Raw genomic sequence first — 20,450 nt, 5'->3', positions numbered from 1 at the left:
GCAATGGCTCTCAAGGCGGCAATGGCTCTCAAGGCGGCAATGGCTCTCAAGGCGGCAATGGCTCTCAAGGCGGCAATGGCTCTCAAGGCGGCAATCGTGTTAAAGGTGATAGCAGTTCTCAAGGGGGTAATGGCTCTCAAGGTGGCAATCGTGTTAAAGGCGATAGCAATTCTCAGGAGGGCAACGGTTCTCAAGGGGGTAATGTAAAAGATAATACGAAAAAACAAGGTGATAAATTACCTAATACTGCAACGCATTACCCTATATCTATTTTAATGGGGCTTTCAACATTCCTAATTGGTATGTTACTGTTTATTCGTCGTAAAAACGTAAAATAAGAACAACATCCTTCCATCTAAAAAGTACATGAAATACTGTATAAAACTAAAAAGGACTTTGGATTACATTTTATTATGCAGCCCAAAGTCCTTTTATCACCTATCAGAAAAAGTATTAATACGCTTTTCCCCAATACACCATTTGTTTAGCTTCTTTACCACAACAAATACATTCTTCAGCTAAATACTCTTGCTCAAAAGGCATACAACGTGAAGATACGCCAACTTCTTCTTTTAGTTTTTCTTCACAAGCTAATTCCCCGCACCACATTGCCTTAATAAAGCCTTGCTTTTCGTCAGCTATTTTTTTCATCTCTTCGAAATTTGTCGCAACATACGTATTCTCATCGCGAAATGCTTTTGCTTTATTAAATAAAGCAATATGAATTTCTTCAAGTAATGCTGGAATACGTTCTTCTAATTGATCCATTGGTACAAACTCTTTTTCCTTCGTATCTCTTCTTACAAGTACAACTTGATTCTTTTCAATATCTTTAGGGCCAACTTCTAATCGAATTGGAATCCCCTTCATTTCATACTCATTAAATTTCCAGCCTGGTGTTTTATTACTAGCATCTATTTTTACTCGTGCAACCTTTTGAATATGTGCTTGTAACTCTGTTGCTTTTGCTAAAACTCCTTCTTTATGCTGAGCAATTGGTACAATAACAACTTGCACTGGAGCGACTTTTGGTGGCATTACAAGTCCATTATTATCACTATGAACCATTATTAGCCCGCCTATCATTCTTGTTGATACACCCCAAGATGTTTGGTGCACATATTGCCACTTACCGTTACGATCTAAAAACTTAATATCAAATGCTTCTGAGAAATTCGTCCCAAAGTTATGAGAGGTTCCTGTTTGAAGTGCTTTTCCATCATGCATTAAACTTTCAATTGTATAAGTTGCCTTTGCTCCAGCAAACTTCTCTTTTTCTGTTTTTTGTCCTTTAATAACTGGTATTGCTAAATAATCCTCACAGAAAGAAGCATATAAGTTTAAAATATTTAATGTTTCAGCCTGCGATTCTTCTGCCGTTTCATGGATTGTATGACCCTCTTGCCATAAAAATTCAGTCGTACGAAGGAACGGCCTAGTTGTCTTCTCCCAACGAACTACTGAACACCACTGATTATATAACTTTGGCAAATCATTATAGGATTGCACAATTTTTGAAAAGTGCTCACAGAATAAAGTTTCAGATGTAGGACGTACACAAAGTCTTTCCGCTAACTTTTCATCTCCACCATGCGTAACCCATGCTACTTCAGGAGCAAATCCTTCAACATGATCCTTCTCTTTTTGCAATAAACTCTCTGGGATAAACATTGGCATATATACATTTTCATGGCCAGTTTCTTTTAACTTCTCATCCATCACCTTCTGCATATTCTCCCATAAGGCATAACCATACGGACGTAAAATCATGCATCCTTTTACACTTGAATAATCAACAAGTTCGGCTTTTTTTACAATATCGGTATACCACTGCGCAAAGTCCTCTTCCATCTTCGTAATGGCTTGCACTTGTTCTTTTGCCATAGTCAGTCTTCCTCCTTCTAGAAAATACAAAAAAGCCCGCGTCCCTAAATAGGGACCGAGCTTTGTCGGCGTTACCACCCTGATTCATGCACAAAAATTGCGCATGCTCTCTTTTTGATAACGGGAAATTCCCGCTGCATATGCAGAACTCAAAGGCAGGTTCCATATTGCCTTTTTAAGAATCTTTCAGCCTGACGGATTCTCTCTCTGCTAAAAAGGTTGAACATGTACTAGTCCTTTTTCATCGTTATAACGAAATAAATTTGTTGATTATCATAATACAAATTCTTTTTTAAAACAATAGCTAATTTTCTTATTTTTATATATTCTTTTCATTTTTTGCAGTTTTATACGTAGCTTTTCCGCGTAATTTTCACAAGTTGATGTGCAATCATACCGATAAGTGTACCAAGTAGGACGAAGAAACCAATAAATCCATATCCCATTCCTTCCCACCCACCAATAACAATCATTGTAACGGGAAAGGACGCTAAGCAAAGAAGTATTAAACTAAGTGCAAATATAATATCGAACTGTTTGTCTGGAAACCGTTTCTTTAGTAAATATGAAATAGCAAATACAAGGATAATCGTGATTCCGCCAATGATGTAAAAGATACCAAATCCATCTAACCAATCCATAGTGTTTCCTCCTTCCATAGATTCCCTTATACTTAATTATATGTTTAATTTTTCTGAAAATAAATAATAAATTTTCACATAAAAATATATTTTTATTACTAGGTATTAATAGTAATATATAATAATAGGTTTTATATAATCAGGAGGGAACTTTATGGATAAAGCATTAACAAACCATGTCATTATTTTATCATTCGACTGTTTATCAGCTTTAGATTTTCCTATACTACAAAAACTACCTCATTTCCAATCTCTAATAAAAAAGGGCACGGTTGTCGAAAAAGTAGAACCAATTTATCCTTCTGTAACATATCCAAGCCACTCAACAATCGTAACCGGTAATTACCCTAACAAGCACGGTGTTGTTAGCAATACGTTACTTCAACCAGGGCGTGAATCACCTGATTGGCATTGGTACCGAAAATCAATAAAAGGAACAACATTGTATGATGAAGCGCGCAAAGCAAATTTAACGACAGCTGCCCTTCTATGGCCTGTTACTGGAAGAGCGAACATCGATTACAATTTACCAGAAATTTTTCCAAATAGACCTTGGCAAAATCAAGTGTTAGTTTCCTTATTTAGCGGTAGCCCACTATACCAATTAGATTTAAATCGTCGTTTCGGCCATATAAGAAATGGTTTATCACAACCAGAGCTGGATGATTTCGTCCTCGCCTCTGCTGTGCATACAATCCAGACGAAAAAGCCTAATATCATGTTCGTACATTTCACCGATCTAGACACACAAAGACACTATCACGGCTTTGAATCTAACGAAACAATAGCTGCTATCCAGAGACACGACGAACGTCTAGGGAAAATTATTCAAGCACTAAAAGAAAGTGACTTATACGAAGAAAGTACAATTATTGCCCTTGGTGATCATAGCGCTTTAAGTGAAAACAAATCCATACAATTAAATGTGCTATTCCATCAAAGAGGACTTATATCTCTTAATAAAAAAAGAAAATTAGTAGACTGGAAAGCCTATTGCCAAAGTTGCGACGGCTCTGCCTATGTATATGTAAAGGACAAAAATGATACGGATACAATTCGGGAGGTACAACTACTCCTTGAAGAGCTACTTCAAAATAAACAAAACGGAATTGAATTTATACTTCATGATGAAGCTGCGAAAGACTGCGGTGCAGACGGTAATTGTTTATTCATGTTAGAAGCACGAGAAGGGTATTATTTCACTGAAAACTATACAGGAGATTTTATAAAAGAAATTACCGAAAAAGATGTTACGCCTAGTAAAAAATATACATTTGGTACGCATGGATACTCTCCAACAAAACCTAACTATGAAACAATTTTTATCGCTGCTGGGAAAGGAATAAAAAGTGGCGTTACCGTCCCGTATATGAGACTTATTGATGAAGGTCCAACTATCGCTAGACTACTCGGTTTACACTTAGGTGAAACAGACGGAGCAATTGTAGAGGATTTACTCCAATTGTAAAGAACAGTGTATATATGTAAAAGTTATGTAAAATTCATCACTGTTTCTCTTTTTATAATTTTTATTTTTGTACACTGTTAGTAAAACAAATTTAAGGGGGAACATTATATGAAAAAAATGTCCAGACAAGAAAAAAGCTGGATATTATACGATTGGGCGAACTCTGTATACTCGCTCGTCATTACAACTGCATTATTTCCAATTTACTTTAAAGCAGCTGCAAAAGAAGCTGGACTATCTGGGGCAACTTCAACAGCATATTGGGGATATGCAAACTCATTCGCAACACTTTTAATTTCTATACTTGCTCCTATTCTTGGCACAGTTGCTGATTATAAAGGATTTAAAAAACGTTTTTTCACATTCTTCTTTGGACTCGGTATCGTATTTACAAGTATGTTAGCAGTCGTTCCAACCTCTCAGTGGTACTTATTGCTAGGGTGCTATATGCTCGCCTTAATCGGCTTTGCTGGAGCAAACATTTTCTATGATGCATTTTTAGTAGACGTCACTTCTGAAGATAGAATGGACCGAATTTCTACAAGAGGATTTGCATTAGGTTATATCGGGAGTACAATTCCTTTTATCGGTTGTATCGCTCTTATTATTCTTTCCCAAAAAGGAACTATTCCCTTATCGGTCGGCATTGCTAGTCAAATTTCCTTTGCAATAACAGCTCTTTGGTGGGGATTATTTACAATTCCAATGCTAAAAAACGTAGAGCAAACACACTATATTGAGCGTCATCCAAGACCTATTAGAATGAGCTTCAAACGTCTTGCTGATACTTTTAAAAATATTAAAGAATATAAAACTGTATTTATGTTTCTAATCGCTTACTTTTTCTATATTGACGGAGTCGACACAATTATTACTATGTCTACCGCTTACGGAACCGATCTCGGTATTAGTGCAACGAATCTATTAATCATATTATTTGTAACACAAATTGTCGCTTGTCCATTTGCTTTACTATACGGAAAATTATCTGAAACATTTACTGGTAAAAAAATGTTATATGTCGGTATCATTATTTATATCATTATTTGCACATATGCTTATTTTTTAAAAACGACACTTGATTTTTGGATTTTAGCAATGTTAGTTGCTACATCTCAAGGTGGTATTCAAGCACTAAGTCGTTCATACTTTGCAAAACTAGTACCTAAAGAATCTGCTAATGAATTCTTCGGATTTTATAATATATTTGGCAAGTTTGCCGCAATTATGGGTCCGGTATTAGTCGGTGTTACAACCCAATTAACAGGAAAAACAAACGCTGGTGTTCTTAGTATTATTGTTCTGTTTATTATCGGAGGATTCTTACTAACTAGAGTTCCAGAAAATAATACATCCGTTACACCACCTAGTCCAAAGACTAAAACGCTATAAGAAAAGATCCTCTTCTCATAAGAAGAGGATCTTTTTTATTTTTAAAGGTGCGACTTATAATGAACGACTCTACTGCTTGTACAAAAATAATTTATCAACAGTTGTTCCTAATACTTCAGCTAAACGGAATGCTAACGCTAAACTTGGATCATATTTATTATTCTCAATTGCATTTATCGTTTGTCTAGAAACCTTACATTTATCAGCTAATGCGCCTTGTGAAATATTATTTTCAGTGCGTAATTCATAGATTTGATTTTTCACACCATTGCTCCTAACCTGTAAAATCGTTTTTACAACATCAGTATATAATTGGCTCATATAGTTGTCAAAAGTTCCTCAAAGAAAAAGGGAGCAATATTGCTCCCTTACAATAGTTATTTCGAAGCTAACGAATTTGTTAGTGCCTCTTTATTAGCAACATCTTCTTTTTTTATTTGCATACGTAGAACTGGCCCTATCGCTAATAAAATAAGTGCCATTGCTATACAAAACACAGTAACTAGTGAAGTTAGTTCCTTTAATCCTCCAGCTAGTGAAGTTCCAATTAGCATTGCCCCCATAAACAGTGGTAAAATCGTCCCATTTACTCTTCCAACCATATTTTCTGGTACAAGTTGAATCATAAGCGTACCGACAACAATATTAACACAAGCTAAACAAATACCTGTTCCAAACCTCATGAAACTAGTAATACAAAATGATGTAGATAGCCCTTCTACTAAAAATGACATTGCTAATATGCCCATACCGAATACAAACATTTTTTTCGGATTCACTTTTGAAGCGAAAATTGCAGCAACAATACCACCAATTAACATACCTATTCCATCAGCTGCAGCTAAATATTGAACTGCTTCCTTTTCCATTCCAAGGCGTTCTATTACAAGAAACACCTCTAATGGAGTTGTTAATCCAACAGCTAAGCCTATAATGGTGAAAGTGATCGTAATCATACTTAAATTTTTCGTATGAAGAACATACTTCCAACCTTCTTTTATATCATTTTTTAATGAATCTCTCGCCACTTGCTCTTTTTCAACCCATTTTGGTAAAAATGAAAGGGCGATAGCAGATAACAAAAATAAAATGATTAAGCTATATAGTGACGTAAATAAACCAAGTTGTGTATACACAAGCGATCCTACCACTGGTCCAAAAATTAGAAATAATGACTGTAATGTTTGGTTAAATGCAATCGCATTTGCTACCTGTTCTTCTTTTACATAGCGCTTAAATATACGCGAAGATGAGGGCTGAGAAAACTGACCTACAATCGCGGAAATGAGTGTTGCAAAAAATATAGCCTGCCAATAATCCAGCTTTAACAACAGGACAATTCCTATAATAGACAGTACACTCAACACATCTCCAGCGACCATTGTTCTTTTCGGATTCCAGCGATCAGCTAGCGCACCACCGATAAACGAGAAAATAAAAATAGGTGCATATTCCATAACTGATAACAAAGAAACAGAAACCGGATCATTATTCGTTCGCTCCATTATAAAATACAAAAGAGCCATATTTCTGATCCAAATTGCAAATTGTTGTAAAATATCAGACGCCATAACGAGCATAAATGCTCGGTTTTTAAATAAAGCGTTCATTTTCATTCCCCTTTCACAAACCGACCGTTCAGTCTAATTTATTTTGTAAAAAAAGCAACTGACCTATTATTCAGCTGCCATTCCTTTTAACAATACATCTATTGCCTTTTTATAAATACGCTTCAACTCTTTATAATCTAGCTCGTAGTAAAGTACTCCAAGCCCTGATAATAATCCATTCACAATATACATAAGATCACGAGTATTATCTTCACGGAACTCTCCAGACTGTATGCCTGCTTCAATTAATTTCTCAAACATAACATATGATTCTCTAGTTAAAGCTAATAGTTCCTCCAAAATCTCTTTACTTACAACTTGACTCATAGAGAATTCCTCTATGGCATTTGAAATTGGTTGCTGTATGTCCTCTACATGATATTCCGCGAGACCATATAGTTTTTCAGTACTAGTGCTATACAACTTCTCTTTTTCATTCCATTTTTCAAGCCAATCATACGTATGCTGTTTCACTACAAATAAAAATAATTCTTCTTTACTTTTAAAGTGATAATAAATACTTCCTTTACTTCGCTCTGTAATTTCACAAATCTCTTCCATAGATGTAGCTGCGTAGCCCTTCTGTGAAAATAGACTTTCTGCTTTGTATGCAATTTCTTTCTTTATCTCTTCTGCGCTTCTTCTCATATTCACACCTCTTTAAACCGACCGTTCAGTCTAATAATAACAAATCAAAAACCTCTATCGCAAGAGGCTATATTCCTTATTTAAGAAAACGTACTTTCAAACCAAGTTCGAATCATATGTATTGTTCCAATTTTAAATGCTAATTTAACAAGAAATACGCCTCCCGCAGCTAATAAAAATAACACTACTTTCCCCTTATTTTTCACTTTCGGTTCCCTTTTCATTTCCATTCCCCTTAGTATGTTAAAAATATTAATCAAACGTTTGTTTAACTGTGTTTATGTATATGTAAGCCGACTAATCAAACGTTTGTTTAAAAAGAAATACGCCTATATAAGGCGCATTTTCATCAATCCCCACCGCCACCGCAGCTTCCTCCGCTATCTCCCCCAAAAGAGCCTCCACAATCATGTGAACCGCCATCATGCGAGCTATCATTATCCGATCCAGCAAAGAAAAATAATGGTGATGAGCTGTTAGATGAATTATGTATGTTATTTTGTTTCGCCAAGTTCACCTTCTTTTTGTTCGATCGAACTGCTGTTACGATTATTCCAACTACAACAAATAATAGTATGACAATAATAAATCCCATATAAAAGCCTCCCCTATTCCTCGAATAATTGAATGATTCTCTCTAGATTTTCAAGTGAAATGAAGCGTGATTCACGAAGAATTTCTTTTCCATTATGAAATAATAAAATTGTTGGCCCTTTAAATACTCCATATCGCCCCGCAATCTCTTGCATGTCTTGTAGTAATATTTCTATTTTCTCTACGTAATCATAATTCTCTAATACGCAATTTACTTTTCTTAGCATAACATCACAAACACCACAATTTTCCGTTTTAATAAACAGAAGTACCAATTGTTGTTCTTCGATATAGGTCGCTAATTCTTCTACCGTTTTAAATGTAGTCATCTTATCCCTCTTAGCGTAATTTACGAAATAATTTGCCTTGATACATACGAAAAGCTGAACTATCTTTAATCTTTCTCTTTTCCATTACCTGCTGAAAACGAAGAGTTTTTGCTGTTAACTCTTCTCGTAATTTCTTTCTCTCTTCTTCATCATAACAGCAAGCAATTAAATCCTCTATTTTTAATATATCTTTTTGTAGTTCCATTTCTGGTGGAATCATTCCCGCATTTTTTAAAATTTTATAACTCATTCTAAGTTCTGGAGGTACCATTGAAAGATCTTCTAATTGTAGTGGTTTTCCTTTTCCCGGAAGATAATCAAGATCACCATTCCGTATTGCTTGTCGAATTTTTTCTTCAGCAATGTTCAAAAACACATCCACACTATTCCCTCCTTTACATATTTTTACTATTATTTTACATGATATTTCCTTATCTTTCTACGTCTTTAATAATTGGCTCCATACAATTTTTTCTCAAATTTATTTATAATGAGCTTTTTCTTCCCATACCAATCTTTCGTTTTCATATATAGTTTGTATTCAAGCCTTTTTGTATTGAGAAAGTCTTTTTCAACTTAATAAAGCGTTTACACTAAATCTTACATTTGTTACGATTTAATCACCCCCCAGCTCCCTTGTATAGACTTCGTGATGTCTGATCATTTTATCTAGACGTTTCATACGTCTAGATTCATTTTGGTTTATTGGCGTATGCCTTTAAATATATCTTTTATTTTGAAAGGAGAAATGGCTATGAGGTCTCAAAAATTCACACTGCTATTACTATCTCTACTACTTTTCTTACCTCTTTTTCTCACAAATTTTATTACTCCAAATCTCGCATTAGCAGATTCACCAAAGCAAAGTCAAAAAATTGTTGGGTACTTTCCTTCGTGGGGCGTTTACGGACGTAATTATCAAGTTGCTGACATTGATGCATCAAAGCTTACTCACCTTAACTATGCTTTCGCGGATATTTGTTGGAATGGAAAACATGGAAACCCTTCTACTCATCCTGATAATCCAAATAAACAAACGTGGAACTGTAAAGAATCTGGTGTACCATTGCAAAATAAAGAGGTTCCTAATGGTACTCTCGTACTCGGTGAACCATGGGCTGATGTTACCAAATCGTATCCTGGCTCAGGGACAACTTGGGAAGATTGCGATAAATATGCCCGTTGCGGAAATTTCGGGGAACTAAAACGATTAAAAGCTAAATATCCTCACTTAAAAACAATTATTTCCGTTGGTGGCTGGACTTGGTCTAACCGCTTTTCTGATATGGCCGCTGATGAAAAAACAAGAAAAGTATTTGCTGAATCTACAGTAGCTTTTCTTCGCGCATATGGGTTTGATGGCGTAGATTTAGACTGGGAATATCCGGGCGTTGAAACGATTCCTGGTGGTAGTTATCGTCCTGAAGATAAACAAAATTTCACTCTCCTTCTTCAAGATGTCCGAAATGCTTTGAATAAAGCAGGTGCTGAAGATGGCAAACAATATTTACTAACAATCGCTTCAGGCGCAAGCCAACGCTACGCTGATCATACAGAGCTAAAGAAAATTTCTCAAATACTCGATTGGATTAATATTATGACATATGATTTCCACGGCGGATGGGAAGCTACTTCTAATCATAATGCAGCTCTATATAAGGATCCAAATGACCCAGCAGCAAATACGAATTTTTACGTAGATGGTGCTATAAATGTTTATACAAATGAAGGTGTTCCAGTCGATAAACTAGTATTAGGCGTACCCTTTTACGGACGTGGCTGGAAAAGTTGTGGCAAAGAAAATAACGGACAATATCAACCTTGTAAACCAGGTAGTGATGGGAAACTTGCTTCTAAAGGTACTTGGGATGATTATTCTACCGGTGACACAGGTGTGTATGATTACGGTGATTTAGCAGCCAATTACGTTAATAAAAATGGTTTTGTACGCTACTGGAATGACACAGCTAAAGTACCTTATTTATATAATGCAACTACAGGCACATTTATTAGCTACGATGACAATGAATCTATGAAATACAAAACAGACTATATAAAGACGAAAGGTTTAAGTGGAGCAATGTTTTGGGAACTAAGCGGAGATTGCCGTACAAGTCCAAAATATAGTTGCAGTGGTCCAAAATTACTTGATACGCTAGTAAAAGAATTACTTGGTGGACCTATTAGTCAAAAAGATACTGAGCCACCAACGAATGTTAAAAACGTTGTAGTTACGAATAAAAATTCAAACTCAGTTCAATTAAACTGGACTGCATCTACTGATAACGTAGGAGTTATGGAATATGAAATTACTGCTGGAGAAGAGAAATGGAGTACAACAACAAATAGCATTACAATTAAAAACTTAAAACCTAATACGGAATACACATTTTCAATAATTGCCAAAGATGCTGCTGGAAATAAATCACAACCTACCGCTCTTACTGTCAAAACGGATGAAGCTAATACGACACCTCCTGATGGAAATGGTACTGCTACATTTTCAGTCACTTCGAATTGGGGCAGCGGTTATAACTTCTCGATTATAATTAAAAATAATGGAACGACTCCTATTAAAAATTGGAAATTAGAATTTGATTATAGCGGTAATTTAACACAAGTTTGGGATTCTAAAATTAGTAGTAAAACAAATAATCATTATGTAATTACGAACGCAGGATGGAATGGTGAAATTCCTCCTGGTGGATCTATTACAATTGGCGGTGCAGGAACAGGTAATCCAGCCGAACTTTTAAATACCGTCATTAGCGAAAACTAGACGTAATATCCATTAATTAATTCACTAAAGTTTGAATTTAGGTTTGAGCAATACCTCCTAAATTCAAACTTTTAATTTTACGAAAAATCAAAAATATCATAATAACCTATTATAATTATATTTAATTTCTAATATGAAGTTTATATGAAGTTCATTTGAATTTTACATGAATTTCCTTTAATTTCTATTGTCTTCCTATAATATCCATATTATCCTTTACATAAAGGAATTATTTTCATTCCATTTTGAACTATCTATATATATAAAGAAAGATAGTCACCTGTTAGGGAAAGGCTTTCGTATTATAAATATAACAAAAGAAAAAGCACGCTTATAAGCGCACCATAAGAGTGCTTCTTCATACAATTCTCATGTAAGAGTTCTCGAAAATCATGTTAATCACAAAGAAAAGGCATTAGCTCCTAAAAGCTAATGCCTTTTCTTTATTCATATTGTTCAGTATTCCAATCTTCTATATTCCATACTTTTGTTATCCACGATTCATAGAAAGAAGGTTCATGTGAGACAATTAAAACCGTTCCTTTGTATTGTTGTAACGCTTCCTGTAAAGCCATCTTAGTTTCTACATCCAAATGATTAGTCGGTTCGTCTAAAATTAAAACATTGCTTTTCGTTACGATAAGTTCACATAAACGCACTTTCGTTTGCTCTCCACCGCTTAATAAACGAATAGGTTTTAATACGTGTTCTTCTTTCAATCCACACTTCGCTAATGCTTGGCGCGCTTCTTTCTTTGTCATATCTGGTCGTTCTGCCCAAACTTTCTCTAACGGTGTTATTTCTGAAGCAAACTCTTCCTGTGCAAAATAAGCAGGATTTACTCGTTCCCCAACAAAAATTGAACCGCTTAGCGGCTTTATTTGACCTAATAACGTCTTTAACATTGTCGTTTTTCCAATACCGTTATGACCAACAACAGCTATCTTTTCTCCTTTTTTCACTTGTAAATTCAAGTCTGGAAATAACGGCTCACTATAACCCACTCTTAGTTTCTCAGCCTGTAATATACGACTTACTGGTTCATTATAAACAGTAAAAGCAAAACGGGACCGAGGTATATTATTAACCTTTTCAACCCTTTGCATTTTCTCCAATACTTTCTCTCGACTTTTTGCCTGTTTTGCTTTTCGAATCTTATTTTTTTGAATAAATGTTTCTAACTGAGCAATTTCTTTTTGTTGTTTCACATACGCCGATTGTAATTGTTTCCTTTGTACTTGGTAACTTTGTAAAAACTTTTCATAATCCCCTACATATCGCTTAACTTTTCGTTCTTCTAGATGGTAAATGACATTCGTAATATTGTTCAAAAATACTTCATCATGCGAAATGATAATATAAGCTTTTTCGTACAGCTTCAAGTACGATTGCAACCATTCTATATGTGCTGTATCTAAATAGTTCGTTGGTTCATCTAGCAATAAAACATCAGCTTTTTCTAGAAGAAGCTTTCCTAGTAATAACTTTGTCCGCTGTCCTCCACTTAACTTTGAAACATCCTTTTCCAATCCTATTTCAAACAGCCCTAAACCAATTGCCACTTCTTCAATTTCTGTATGAATTTGATAGAAATTAGAGTTTTCCAATATAGTTTGTAACTCTCCATACCTTACTAACAATTTTTCTACTTCTACTGCTTCAGCCATCTCTTCTGCAATTTTTAACATTTCGTATTCAATCGCATACAAGTTAGAAAATGCACTTTGCAAGTATCCTTCAATTGTTATTCCTTCTTGTAAATCTATATGCTGCTGCAAAAATCCAACCTTCACATGTGGAAACCATTCAATGTTCCCATCATCATGTATAAGTTCTCCTGTTAAAATTCTTAGCAGTGTTGATTTTCCAATCCCATTTTTCCCTACTAACCCAACATGCTCCCCCTTTAATAATCGAAAGCACGCATTATATAAGATGGTTTTCTCACCATACGAATGACTTAAATTTTCTACTATTAATATACTCATTTTTTTCTCTCCTTTACTTATCGTCCATAAGCTAAATAGAGAGACCAACAGTATGAAGCCTTATTTAATTATGCATATAAAAATGGGTAAGGTGAATACACCTTACCCATTACATATTATCGTAAAAAAGGATTAAGGTTCTTTACCTGCTGTCTTCAACTTAGCTTAATCTTAAAAAATGGGCAGACTTCTCCCATATCAAGCTAAAACCATTTGAAGAACAGTTGATAAAGTCATTTTATCCTTTCACTCCTTTAACATTTGTTATATTAAGAGTATAAACTACTCTGTTATATTCTATTCTCTATTTTCCCTTTTGTTCCTTCTCCATCTTTTCATATTCTAAAAAAAGCCTCTTAACAGTAATTATACTAAAAACTGTTAAAAGGCTTTTTCTATTTTTTCATATAAGGAGCTAACACACTTAAAATCTCTTCTTTATCCTTTTTTAATTCGAGTGATGTTAACATATCCATCGTTCTCGTCCTAGGTAATTTCACTTGTACCTCGCCAACTATTGACGCTGGTCTTTGAGATAAAATAAATACGCGATCTGAAAGCAAGATTGCCTCATCTAAGTCATGTGTCACCATAACGATTGTTTGCTTTTCTTGATGCCAAGAGTTTAAAAGCCAGCTATGTACTTCCATTTTTGTAAATGCATCTAATTTACCAAAAGGCTCATCCAGCAGCATAATTGGCTTTTCACATAAATATGTGCGCAGAAAACTAATTCTTTGACGCATACCACCAGATAATTCATCTGGATAATGGTCTGCATATTCATCTAGTTGGAACTGCTTTAATGCTTCCATTCCTTCTGTCAGCCTTTGTTTTTTCGGCTTTCCTTCAATTTCTAACGGAAGAACGATATTTTGCAAAGCTGATCGCCACGGTAGTAATAAATCTTGTTGTGGCATATAACTAACAACATCTTGCTCTTGTACTTGCTTATCGTTATACGTTACGTTCCCGCTTGTTGGTTTTTCAACATTTGCAATCATGTTTAATAATGTGCTTTTCCCGCAACCACTCGGTCCTACAAAGGAAACAAACTCTCCCTCTTGTATAGAGACACTAATATTCTCTAATACATTCTTTCCGTCAAAAGATTTCACTATATTTTTTATTTGTAATCCGCTCATTTTTCACTTGGAAGGAATTCATTTGTAAAAGCATCTTTTACATCGATTTTCTTTTTAATAACTTTGTTGTCATATAAGAAATTCATGTAATTCGTCCAAATTTCTTCCTTCTGTACTCCCCATGCTTTAGCATCATCTTGATACTTCGTACTTAACCATTTTTGGCTTTCTTGAACTAAATCTTTATTTACATCTGGAACAGCTTTAATTAAAATATCAGCAGCCTCTTTCGGTTCCTTAATTGCAAAATTATAACCTTCTGTCGTTGCACTCATAAACTTTTTCACAAAGTCTTTATCTTGCTTCGTATGTTTTTCACTCGTAATAATAACAGGACTATAGAAATCAAGCGCTGGATCTAAGTCCTTCACCATAATCGTATTTAACTCTTTTCCTTGGCGCTTCGCTTCAATACCATCCCAACCGTAATAAATCCATTCGAAATCTGCATCACGACCGATTGATTTAAAGAAATCTGTTTGTCCTAAGATGATTTTTTCAACTTTATTAAAATCAGCTTGATGTTTATCCATAATCGTCTTTAATGTCGCTTCTTCCGCTGGTCCTCCCCAGCCGCCGTAACGTTTACCTTCAAAATCTTTCGGTGACGTCATATTATCTTTCTTAAGCGATGCAAACGCTGAAGTGTTATGCTGAATAATCGCTCCTACAGATACAACAGGAATTCCTTCCACACGAGCTAACGTTACATTTTCTTGTGCGCTTATTGCGAAGTCTGCTTTTCCTGATGCTATCATTTGCTCTGCTGTTACATTGTCACCTGGTTGAATAATTTCTACATCTAATCCTTGCTTTTTGTAATAATCTTTCGTTTGCGCTACATACAAGCCAGTATGATTCGTATTTGGAAACCAATCTAATACTACTTTTACTTTTTGATCTTTACTTGCACTTTCTTCTTTCTTCGCCGGATTACATCCAGCCACACCTACCGCTACTAAGGCAGCTAACATAACTTTCAAACCTTTTTTCATTTTCTGCCGTCCTTTCTATATATCCATGGTGCTGTTATTCTTGCCATAAACTCTACGATAAAATACAGGCATAATGTCACCATAACGATGATTGCTGCAACACCAAATACTCGGGCAGTCAAAAAGGATTTTGTAGCCCTCGTAAGCATAACGCCTAATCCTTCACTTGCACCGAGCCATTCTCCGATAATTGCCCCCATTACGCTATATGTAACTGCAATTTTTAAACCTGAGAAAAAGTATGGAAGCACTGCTGGAAATTTTACTTTCTGGTAAACTTGCCATTTTGTCGCCTTCATTGTTTGTAACAGTTTCAACATGTTTTTATCTACTGTTTGAAAACCTTCTAAAATACTAAGCGCAATTGGGAAGAAACAAACGAGTATTACGACCATTACTTTCGGCAACATCCCATATCCAAACCAAATAATAAATAGCGGTGCAAGTACAACAATTGGAATTGTTTGCGAAATAACGAGCAATGGATTTATTAAAATACGAAATAACGGTATAACGTCCATAATAATTGCGATGCTCGTCCCCAATAAAATTGCAAAGAATAGTCCAATTATAACTTCCTGCAGTGTTTGCATCGTATTTGGTAATAGTAAATCTTTCATCCCAATTAATTCTTGAACAATGGCAGAAGGCTTTGGTAAAATCCACGGTTCGATTTTAAATAATGAAACAGATCCTTCCCATATCGCAATGAGAAGGATAAGCCAAATAGTTGTAATAAGTTTAGATTGCTTCTGGTTTTGCATATTCATCACGGTACTTCCAAACCTTTTCATCTATCGTTACACCAGTGCTTGGACGATAATGGATTTTAATAGAAGTAATCACTTCTTCTGCTCCAGCATCGACGCAAGCTTGTTGCGCACGTTTAACGACATCAAGAAGTACATCTAATTCTCCTTCCAAAGTTGTTTCCATTGCCCCTACTTCATAACGAACTCCCGATTGTTGCACAACTTCAATTGCTTTATCGACAACAGAATATACATCTTTCGTTTTTGCTTGTGGTACTACTGAAAATGACATTGTAACTTGTTGTGACATAATAAAATCCCCCTTATAAAAATAAATTTCAAAAATAAGAAAAGGCTTTCCTACGCAGTAGGAAAGCCTTGTATGCAAGTTATTACAGAATAACATATGCTACATCACTTTAAGTAACTCCCTACGCTGGCATTATCCAGATCAGGTTGAGGGTCGATGTTTACTTACATCCTCTCAGCCAATTGGCTCCCCGGTCCTTAATTCGTTTTCATTGTAGCATGATTTATTTTATTGAACAAACAAAAGCATGCATAATCATTTCATTATTTTTGGAAAATAACCAACTTTTTCACCATGAGCTAATAACTGCTGAATAAATTCTTTATTAATTGCTGGTACTATCAATTCTTTTTTCTTAATCCATTTATTCGTTCTACGCGTACCCATTACAATTTCAGATTGCTGCGCTCCATCTCCTGCAACTTGAGAAGCAATTAACTCTGCTATTACTTCATTTCCCTTCGCTAATGCAAGTCCGGTATTTACATATTCTGAAAGTGGAACCATTTCAAGATTGTATCCACACTCTCCAATTAGCTGTATAAATTGTTCAAACTCAATTTGATGTGGATGACAAATATGTAACGTCTCTCCTATAATTTGCGAATCTTGCAAATACGATACAATTGATTTACTAGCAAAATCAATTGGTGTGAAATCAACTTTCCACTTCACATTTGGTGCTTTTCCAATTAATAGCATTGTTTTAATAAGACGATAAAATGCGTTTCCTTCAATATTTTGTTGGAACGAACCTGTTTCTGAATGACATGCTAAATTACCTGCACGATAAATATTTCCACGCAAACCATTTTTCATTGCTTCACGAACAATGTTTTCCGCTTGTAGTTTACTATTTGAATATACATTCTCTAAGTCTACACTGTAATTAAAATCACCAGTTTTCATGTATGTATCCCATTGATCTACCGCTAATTCTAACGGAATACCAATTGTAGAAATAAAATGGAATGTAGCACCTTTCTCCGCTAATGTTAGCATACGGCTAGTTCCTTGGACATTTATATTTTCAAATTGTTTTACATCTCCAAAATGTCTTACATCTGCACCGCAATGAATTATCGTATCCATCTTAGAACTGATGAACATAAATTCTTCTTCGCTCATCCCAAGATACTCTTCTCCCAGATCACCAGCTACGGCCTGTATACGCTGTAACCATTCTTCACATATATCATTAAAGTAGCCTGTTAATGTATCTATAATTCTTTGCTGCACATCTTTAGTTGGTCTTACTAAACAATAAATAGTAGCAGATGTATCTCTCAACAATTCATATAATATATGTGATCCTAAATAACCAGTAACTCCTGTTAAAAAGACATTTGAAATCTGGTTTTCTTCCAAAACGTTTGCATACGTGATAGTATCTGGTTCGTGAATCACTTTATATTCACGAAATACTTCTTCTTTCTCTACTTTTACTTCTCGCTCAATTCGAGCTAATCCATATATCGTTCTTTCTTTAAAGAAATCTTGAATTGTTAAATGTGAGAAATCTTCTTTTAACAATGTTAAGACTCGTAATACTTTTAATGAATGTCCACCAATTGTAAAGAAATCATCATGCACTCCAACTTTTGAAATTCCTAATACTTCCGCCCAGGCGTTCGCTATTTGTTTTTCTGCTTTATTAGAAGGTGCAACATATTCTTGTAGCCGAACCGGTTCATACTTTTCTTCTAACTGAGCTAACTTCTTAACATCAATCTTTTTATTAGGTGTAAGTGGCAATTCATTAATATAAATTAGTTTAGATGGCACCATATAATCTGGTAATTGCTCTTGTAACTGATAAACTAATTCTGGTATTTCTTTTTTATTTAAAGTTGTATAGAACGCGATTAAATATTGGCTACCTTCCTTACTCTTCTTAGCAAAAACAGCATTTTCTTTTATATTATGATTTTGAGAAATTTTACTTTGGATTTCGCCTAGTTCAATACGATGTCCTCTAATTTTTACTTGATCATCTTTCCGATGTAAAAACTCTATATTTCCATCCTCTAGCAACTTAACGATATCACCTGTTTTGTATATATTAACTATAGGATTAAAAGGGTTCGGAATAAAAGCTTCAATTGTTTTATTAGGCTTATTAAAATACCCTTTTGCTAATCCCACTGAATCTATATATAATTCACCAGGTACACCAATTGGACAAAGATTCATATTCTCATCCAAAATCATAACTTGATAATTAGCACATGGTTTACCAATGGGAATACTCGCAACATCCTCATTTAACTGACTAGGTATTTTATAGGTTGTCGTCACTACAGTACATTCTGTCGGTCCGTATACATTATGAATTTCAACATTTGTACCTATTCTTTCTCTCCACAATTTAATAACCTCTACAGGCAACATTTCACCGCCAATCGCAATTCTTTTTAGGGAAGCTAGCTTATATATATCTTCTTCTGCTAAATAAGTTGCTACTTGTCGAACAAAAATTGTTGCTAATGCCAAGATTGAAGTTGCTTTCACTTTATAGATTGCATTTGCAAATGCTTCTACAGACAATCGCTCTTCCTCTAATAGTACATATAAGTTTCCTCCACAGAATAAAGAAGCAAATGACTCCCATACAGAAGCATCGAAACTAAAGGAAGGAAATTGGGCAAATACATCCTCTTCTGTCAATTCATATTGCTTTTTCATCCAAGTATACAGATTAACAACGCCTCTATGTGCTAACATCGTTCCCTTTGGATTCCCTGTTGAACCAGATGTATAAATCATATAAGCTACATCATCACAATGAATAGACAACTTTACATCTGTATCTTCATAAGTTTCACTATCATACATTGAAACTGTTTGAACCCCATCACATGTTATAGGCGTCTCTTTCATCAATATAACTTTCGCTTGGCTATCTTGAATAATGTACTGTATTCTACTTTCCGGATAATCTGGATCAATCGGAACATACGCTGCACCAGCTTTTAATATAGCTACCATATTTACTACTGTGTCTATGCTACGTTTCATAAATATTCCAACATAGTCTCCTAATTGGACGCCGTTTTTAATTAACATATGAGCTATTTGATTACTTTTTTTATTTAGCTCCTCATAAGTTAAAGTACCTTCCCTTGAAGATAAAGCTATACGATTTGGAAATTGAGTAACAGTATTATAGAACATATCGACGATACTTTTCTCAGGATATACTGCTGTCGTATCATTCACTTGACTATAAAGTGCCATCTCGGCCTCTGTAATAACATTAAAATTATTTATATGATTATTATTATTTTGTGATTTATTAATTAAAACACCTTGTATTTGTTGTGCATAACGAGTAATTGTTGTCTCTTTCCAATTAACACTATTAAATATTATTTCTACACTTTGCATATTTTTACTAAATACAAATTGTAATGTATTCGTGTCTTTTAGCTCATAATATGTTTCACCAATAATAATAGGTGACATTTCATATAACGTATTACCGTTTTGAAACTCTTCTATTTCTTCCTCATTCATTTCTTTAATTTGCTCCAGTTGCTCTTCAATTTGTAAATTTAAACTTTCATAGGAGAGAAAATTAGAAACTTCAATAGTAATCGGAAATAAACTTCCTCTTACATGATAAAGCACGACAATATGTTTTTCTTTAGAAATATGATATAACCACGTTGCAGTCGCTCCTATTAAATCTACAATGTGAGTCAAATTTGAAAACAGTTCCGTTTTCCTTTTTATCCTAAGTTCTGTTCCTTGCACATCTTTAGGTATTTTAATACTTCCTTCTACTTTTTCTAAAAATTCTTTTACCATCTCACTATAAGAAATTGCTAATTTCATATTTATGTAAATTCCTCTCTTAAATATAATAAAGGTGTGAAAATTCACACCTTTTTTATCCCTTATTAAAGGGCAGAT

Annotated in this window: 19 protein-coding genes, 1 riboswitch and 1 other annotated feature; of the genes, 4 read left to right on the top strand and 15 right to left on the bottom strand. The window is 34.7% G+C overall.

Annotation, left to right across the window (positions count from 1 at the left end; genetic code table 11):
- Window positions 1–338 (top strand): LPXTG cell wall anchor domain-containing protein (locus ACS2QP_RS20130; RefSeq protein ID WP_438882765.1); only part of this gene is annotated, 338 nt, incomplete at its 5' end.
- A 115-nt stretch (window positions 339–453) separates the two neighbouring features.
- Here the strand turns inward: ACS2QP_RS20130 and proS are convergent.
- Window positions 454–1,884 carry a proline--tRNA ligase gene (proS, locus tag ACS2QP_RS20125; RefSeq protein ID WP_001040978.1) on the bottom strand — a complete coding sequence of 477 codons (1,431 nt, stop codon included), beginning with the start codon at window positions 1,882–1,884 and terminating at the stop codon, window positions 454–456.
- A 47-nt stretch (window positions 1,885–1,931) separates the two neighbouring features.
- Window positions 1,932–2,138: a binding site (T-box leader), on the bottom strand.
- A gap of 93 nt (window positions 2,139–2,231) precedes the next feature.
- The gene (locus ACS2QP_RS20120; RefSeq protein WP_000383850.1) at window positions 2,232–2,525 is read right to left on the bottom strand and encodes a YesK-like family protein; all 294 of its coding nucleotides are present in this window, start codon (window positions 2,523–2,525) and stop codon (window positions 2,232–2,234) included.
- Window positions 2,526–2,679: 154 nt separating this feature from the next.
- On the opposite strand from ACS2QP_RS20120, the gene ACS2QP_RS20115 reads away from it, so the two are divergent.
- Together ACS2QP_RS20115 and ACS2QP_RS20110 are read left to right on the top strand one after the other, a co-directional pair.
- Window positions 2,680–3,993, top strand: a complete 1,314-nt coding sequence (locus ACS2QP_RS20115) for an alkaline phosphatase family protein (protein WP_000356410.1) — start codon at window positions 2,680–2,682, stop codon at window positions 3,991–3,993.
- A gap of 108 nt (window positions 3,994–4,101) precedes the next feature.
- Window positions 4,102–5,385 (top strand): MFS transporter, encoded by a 1,284-nt coding sequence (locus ACS2QP_RS20110; RefSeq protein WP_000738812.1) that lies wholly within the window; start codon window positions 4,102–4,104, stop codon window positions 5,383–5,385.
- A gap of 69 nt (window positions 5,386–5,454) precedes the next feature.
- Here the strand turns inward: ACS2QP_RS20110 and ACS2QP_RS20105 are convergent, their stop codons facing one another.
- The 7 genes from ACS2QP_RS20105 to ACS2QP_RS20075 all read right to left on the bottom strand — a co-directional run bounded on the left by ACS2QP_RS20105 (window position 5,455) and on the right by ACS2QP_RS20075 (window position 8,948).
- The gene (locus ACS2QP_RS20105) at window positions 5,455–5,706 is read right to left on the bottom strand and encodes a helix-turn-helix transcriptional regulator (protein WP_002023181.1); all 252 of its coding nucleotides are present in this window, start codon (window positions 5,704–5,706) and stop codon (window positions 5,455–5,457) included.
- A 56-nt stretch (window positions 5,707–5,762) separates the two neighbouring features.
- Entirely contained in the window at window positions 5,763–6,995 is a 1,233-nt protein-coding gene (locus tag ACS2QP_RS20100; protein ID WP_332284963.1) for an MFS transporter, read from the bottom strand.
- A gap of 66 nt (window positions 6,996–7,061) precedes the next feature.
- Window positions 7,062–7,643, bottom strand: coding sequence for a TetR/AcrR family transcriptional regulator (locus ACS2QP_RS20095; RefSeq protein WP_001254439.1), 582 nt, complete (start codon window positions 7,641–7,643; stop codon window positions 7,062–7,064).
- Between the two features lie 80 nt (window positions 7,644–7,723).
- Window positions 7,724–7,867, bottom strand: a complete 144-nt coding sequence (locus ACS2QP_RS20090; protein WP_332284964.1) for a histidine kinase — start codon at window positions 7,865–7,867, stop codon at window positions 7,724–7,726.
- 125 nt (window positions 7,868–7,992) lie between these two features.
- Window positions 7,993–8,238, bottom strand: coding sequence for a hypothetical protein (locus tag ACS2QP_RS20085; RefSeq protein WP_000505774.1), 246 nt, complete (start codon window positions 8,236–8,238; stop codon window positions 7,993–7,995).
- 13 nt (window positions 8,239–8,251) lie between these two features.
- Entirely contained in the window at window positions 8,252–8,566 is a 315-nt protein-coding gene (locus ACS2QP_RS20080; RefSeq protein WP_438882764.1) for a thioredoxin family protein, read from the bottom strand.
- A gap of 10 nt (window positions 8,567–8,576) precedes the next feature.
- Complete coding sequence (locus ACS2QP_RS20075) at window positions 8,577–8,948, bottom strand: DUF1992 domain-containing protein (RefSeq protein WP_000382376.1); 372 nt, start codon at window positions 8,946–8,948, stop codon at window positions 8,577–8,579.
- A 372-nt stretch (window positions 8,949–9,320) separates the two neighbouring features.
- On the opposite strand from ACS2QP_RS20075, the gene ACS2QP_RS20070 reads away from it, so the two are divergent.
- Window positions 9,321–11,345, top strand: a complete 2,025-nt coding sequence (locus ACS2QP_RS20070) for a glycosyl hydrolase family 18 protein (RefSeq protein WP_001257487.1) — start codon at window positions 9,321–9,323, stop codon at window positions 11,343–11,345.
- 443 nt (window positions 11,346–11,788) lie between these two features.
- On the opposite strand, the gene ACS2QP_RS20065 is transcribed toward ACS2QP_RS20070, so the two are convergent.
- The 6 genes from ACS2QP_RS20065 to ACS2QP_RS20040 form a co-directional block, all read right to left on the bottom strand.
- Window positions 11,789–13,333: an ABC-F family ATP-binding cassette domain-containing protein gene (locus tag ACS2QP_RS20065; RefSeq protein WP_242285507.1), complete on the bottom strand. Its 1,545-nt coding sequence runs from the start codon at window positions 13,331–13,333 to the stop codon at window positions 11,789–11,791.
- A 395-nt stretch (window positions 13,334–13,728) separates the two neighbouring features.
- A complete protein-coding gene (locus ACS2QP_RS20060; RefSeq protein WP_332284966.1) occupies window positions 13,729–14,478 on the bottom strand; it encodes an ABC transporter ATP-binding protein in 750 nt (249 codons plus the stop codon).
- Window positions 14,475–15,473 carry an ABC transporter substrate-binding protein gene (locus tag ACS2QP_RS20055; RefSeq protein ID WP_000715573.1) on the bottom strand — a complete coding sequence of 333 codons (999 nt, stop codon included), beginning with the start codon at window positions 15,471–15,473 and terminating at the stop codon, window positions 14,475–14,477. Before ACS2QP_RS20055 ends, ACS2QP_RS20060 begins: the two co-directional genes overlap by 4 nt.
- The gene (locus tag ACS2QP_RS20050) at window positions 15,470–16,243 is read right to left on the bottom strand and encodes an ABC transporter permease (protein WP_001057166.1); all 774 of its coding nucleotides are present in this window, start codon (window positions 16,241–16,243) and stop codon (window positions 15,470–15,472) included. Before ACS2QP_RS20050 ends, ACS2QP_RS20055 begins: the two co-directional genes overlap by 4 nt.
- The gene (locus tag ACS2QP_RS20045) at window positions 16,215–16,535 is read right to left on the bottom strand and encodes an MTH1187 family thiamine-binding protein (RefSeq protein WP_000082906.1); all 321 of its coding nucleotides are present in this window, start codon (window positions 16,533–16,535) and stop codon (window positions 16,215–16,217) included. The genes ACS2QP_RS20050 and ACS2QP_RS20045 overlap by 29 nt, the downstream gene beginning before the upstream one ends.
- A 101-nt stretch (window positions 16,536–16,636) precedes the next feature.
- A riboswitch (TPP riboswitch) is annotated at window positions 16,637–16,738 on the bottom strand.
- Between the two features lie 52 nt (window positions 16,739–16,790).
- Window positions 16,791–20,372, bottom strand: coding sequence for an amino acid adenylation domain-containing protein (locus tag ACS2QP_RS20040; protein WP_438882763.1), 3,582 nt, complete (start codon window positions 20,370–20,372; stop codon window positions 16,791–16,793).
- Window positions 20,373–20,450 lie beyond the last annotated feature (78 nt).

Source organism: Bacillus cereus group sp. Bce019, from assembly GCF_051781745.1.
Taxonomy (GTDB): Bacteria; Bacillota; Bacilli; order Bacillales; family Bacillaceae_G; genus Bacillus_A; species Bacillus_A cereus.
Note: the sequence above shows the minus strand (reverse complement) of the source record. Positions and strands in the feature narration are given on the sequence as shown.

Bases quoted from the DNA above. Each gene is read 5' to 3' on its own strand.
- ACS2QP_RS20065 (WP_242285507.1), bottom strand. From the start codon at position 13,333: ATGAGTATATTAATAGTAGAAAATTTAAGTCATTCGTATGGTGAGAAA.
- ACS2QP_RS20060 (WP_332284966.1), bottom strand. From the start codon at position 14,478: ATGAGCGGATTACAAATAAAAAATATAGTGAAATCTTTTGACGGAAAG.
- ACS2QP_RS20100 (WP_332284963.1), bottom strand. From the start codon at position 6,995: ATGAACGCTTTATTTAAAAACCGAGCATTTATGCTCGTTATGGCGTCT.
- ACS2QP_RS20045 (WP_000082906.1), bottom strand. From the start codon at position 16,535: ATGTCACAACAAGTTACAATGTCATTTTCAGTAGTACCACAAGCAAAA.
- ACS2QP_RS20115 (WP_000356410.1), top strand. From the start codon at position 2,680: ATGGATAAAGCATTAACAAACCATGTCATTATTTTATCATTCGACTGT.
- ACS2QP_RS20055 (WP_000715573.1), bottom strand. From the start codon at position 15,473: ATGAAAAAAGGTTTGAAAGTTATGTTAGCTGCCTTAGTAGCGGTAGGT.
- ACS2QP_RS20040 (WP_438882763.1), bottom strand. From the start codon at position 20,372: ATGAAATTAGCAATTTCTTATAGTGAGATGGTAAAAGAATTTTTAGAA.
- ACS2QP_RS20090 (WP_332284964.1), bottom strand. From the start codon at position 7,867: ATGAAAAGGGAACCGAAAGTGAAAAATAAGGGGAAAGTAGTGTTATTT.
- ACS2QP_RS20085 (WP_000505774.1), bottom strand. From the start codon at position 8,238: ATGGGATTTATTATTGTCATACTATTATTTGTTGTAGTTGGAATAATC.
- ACS2QP_RS20070 (WP_001257487.1), top strand. From the start codon at position 9,321: ATGAGGTCTCAAAAATTCACACTGCTATTACTATCTCTACTACTTTTC.
- ACS2QP_RS20120 (WP_000383850.1), bottom strand. From the start codon at position 2,525: ATGGATTGGTTAGATGGATTTGGTATCTTTTACATCATTGGCGGAATC.
- ACS2QP_RS20050 (WP_001057166.1), bottom strand. From the start codon at position 16,243: ATGAATATGCAAAACCAGAAGCAATCTAAACTTATTACAACTATTTGG.
- ACS2QP_RS20095 (WP_001254439.1), bottom strand. From the start codon at position 7,643: ATGAGAAGAAGCGCAGAAGAGATAAAGAAAGAAATTGCATACAAAGCA.
- ACS2QP_RS20105 (WP_002023181.1), bottom strand. From the start codon at position 5,706: ATGAGCCAATTATATACTGATGTTGTAAAAACGATTTTACAGGTTAGG.
- proS (WP_001040978.1), bottom strand. From the start codon at position 1,884: ATGGCAAAAGAACAAGTGCAAGCCATTACGAAGATGGAAGAGGACTTT.
- ACS2QP_RS20110 (WP_000738812.1), top strand. From the start codon at position 4,102: ATGAAAAAAATGTCCAGACAAGAAAAAAGCTGGATATTATACGATTGG.
- ACS2QP_RS20080 (WP_438882764.1), bottom strand. From the start codon at position 8,566: ATGACTACATTTAAAACGGTAGAAGAATTAGCGACCTATATCGAAGAA.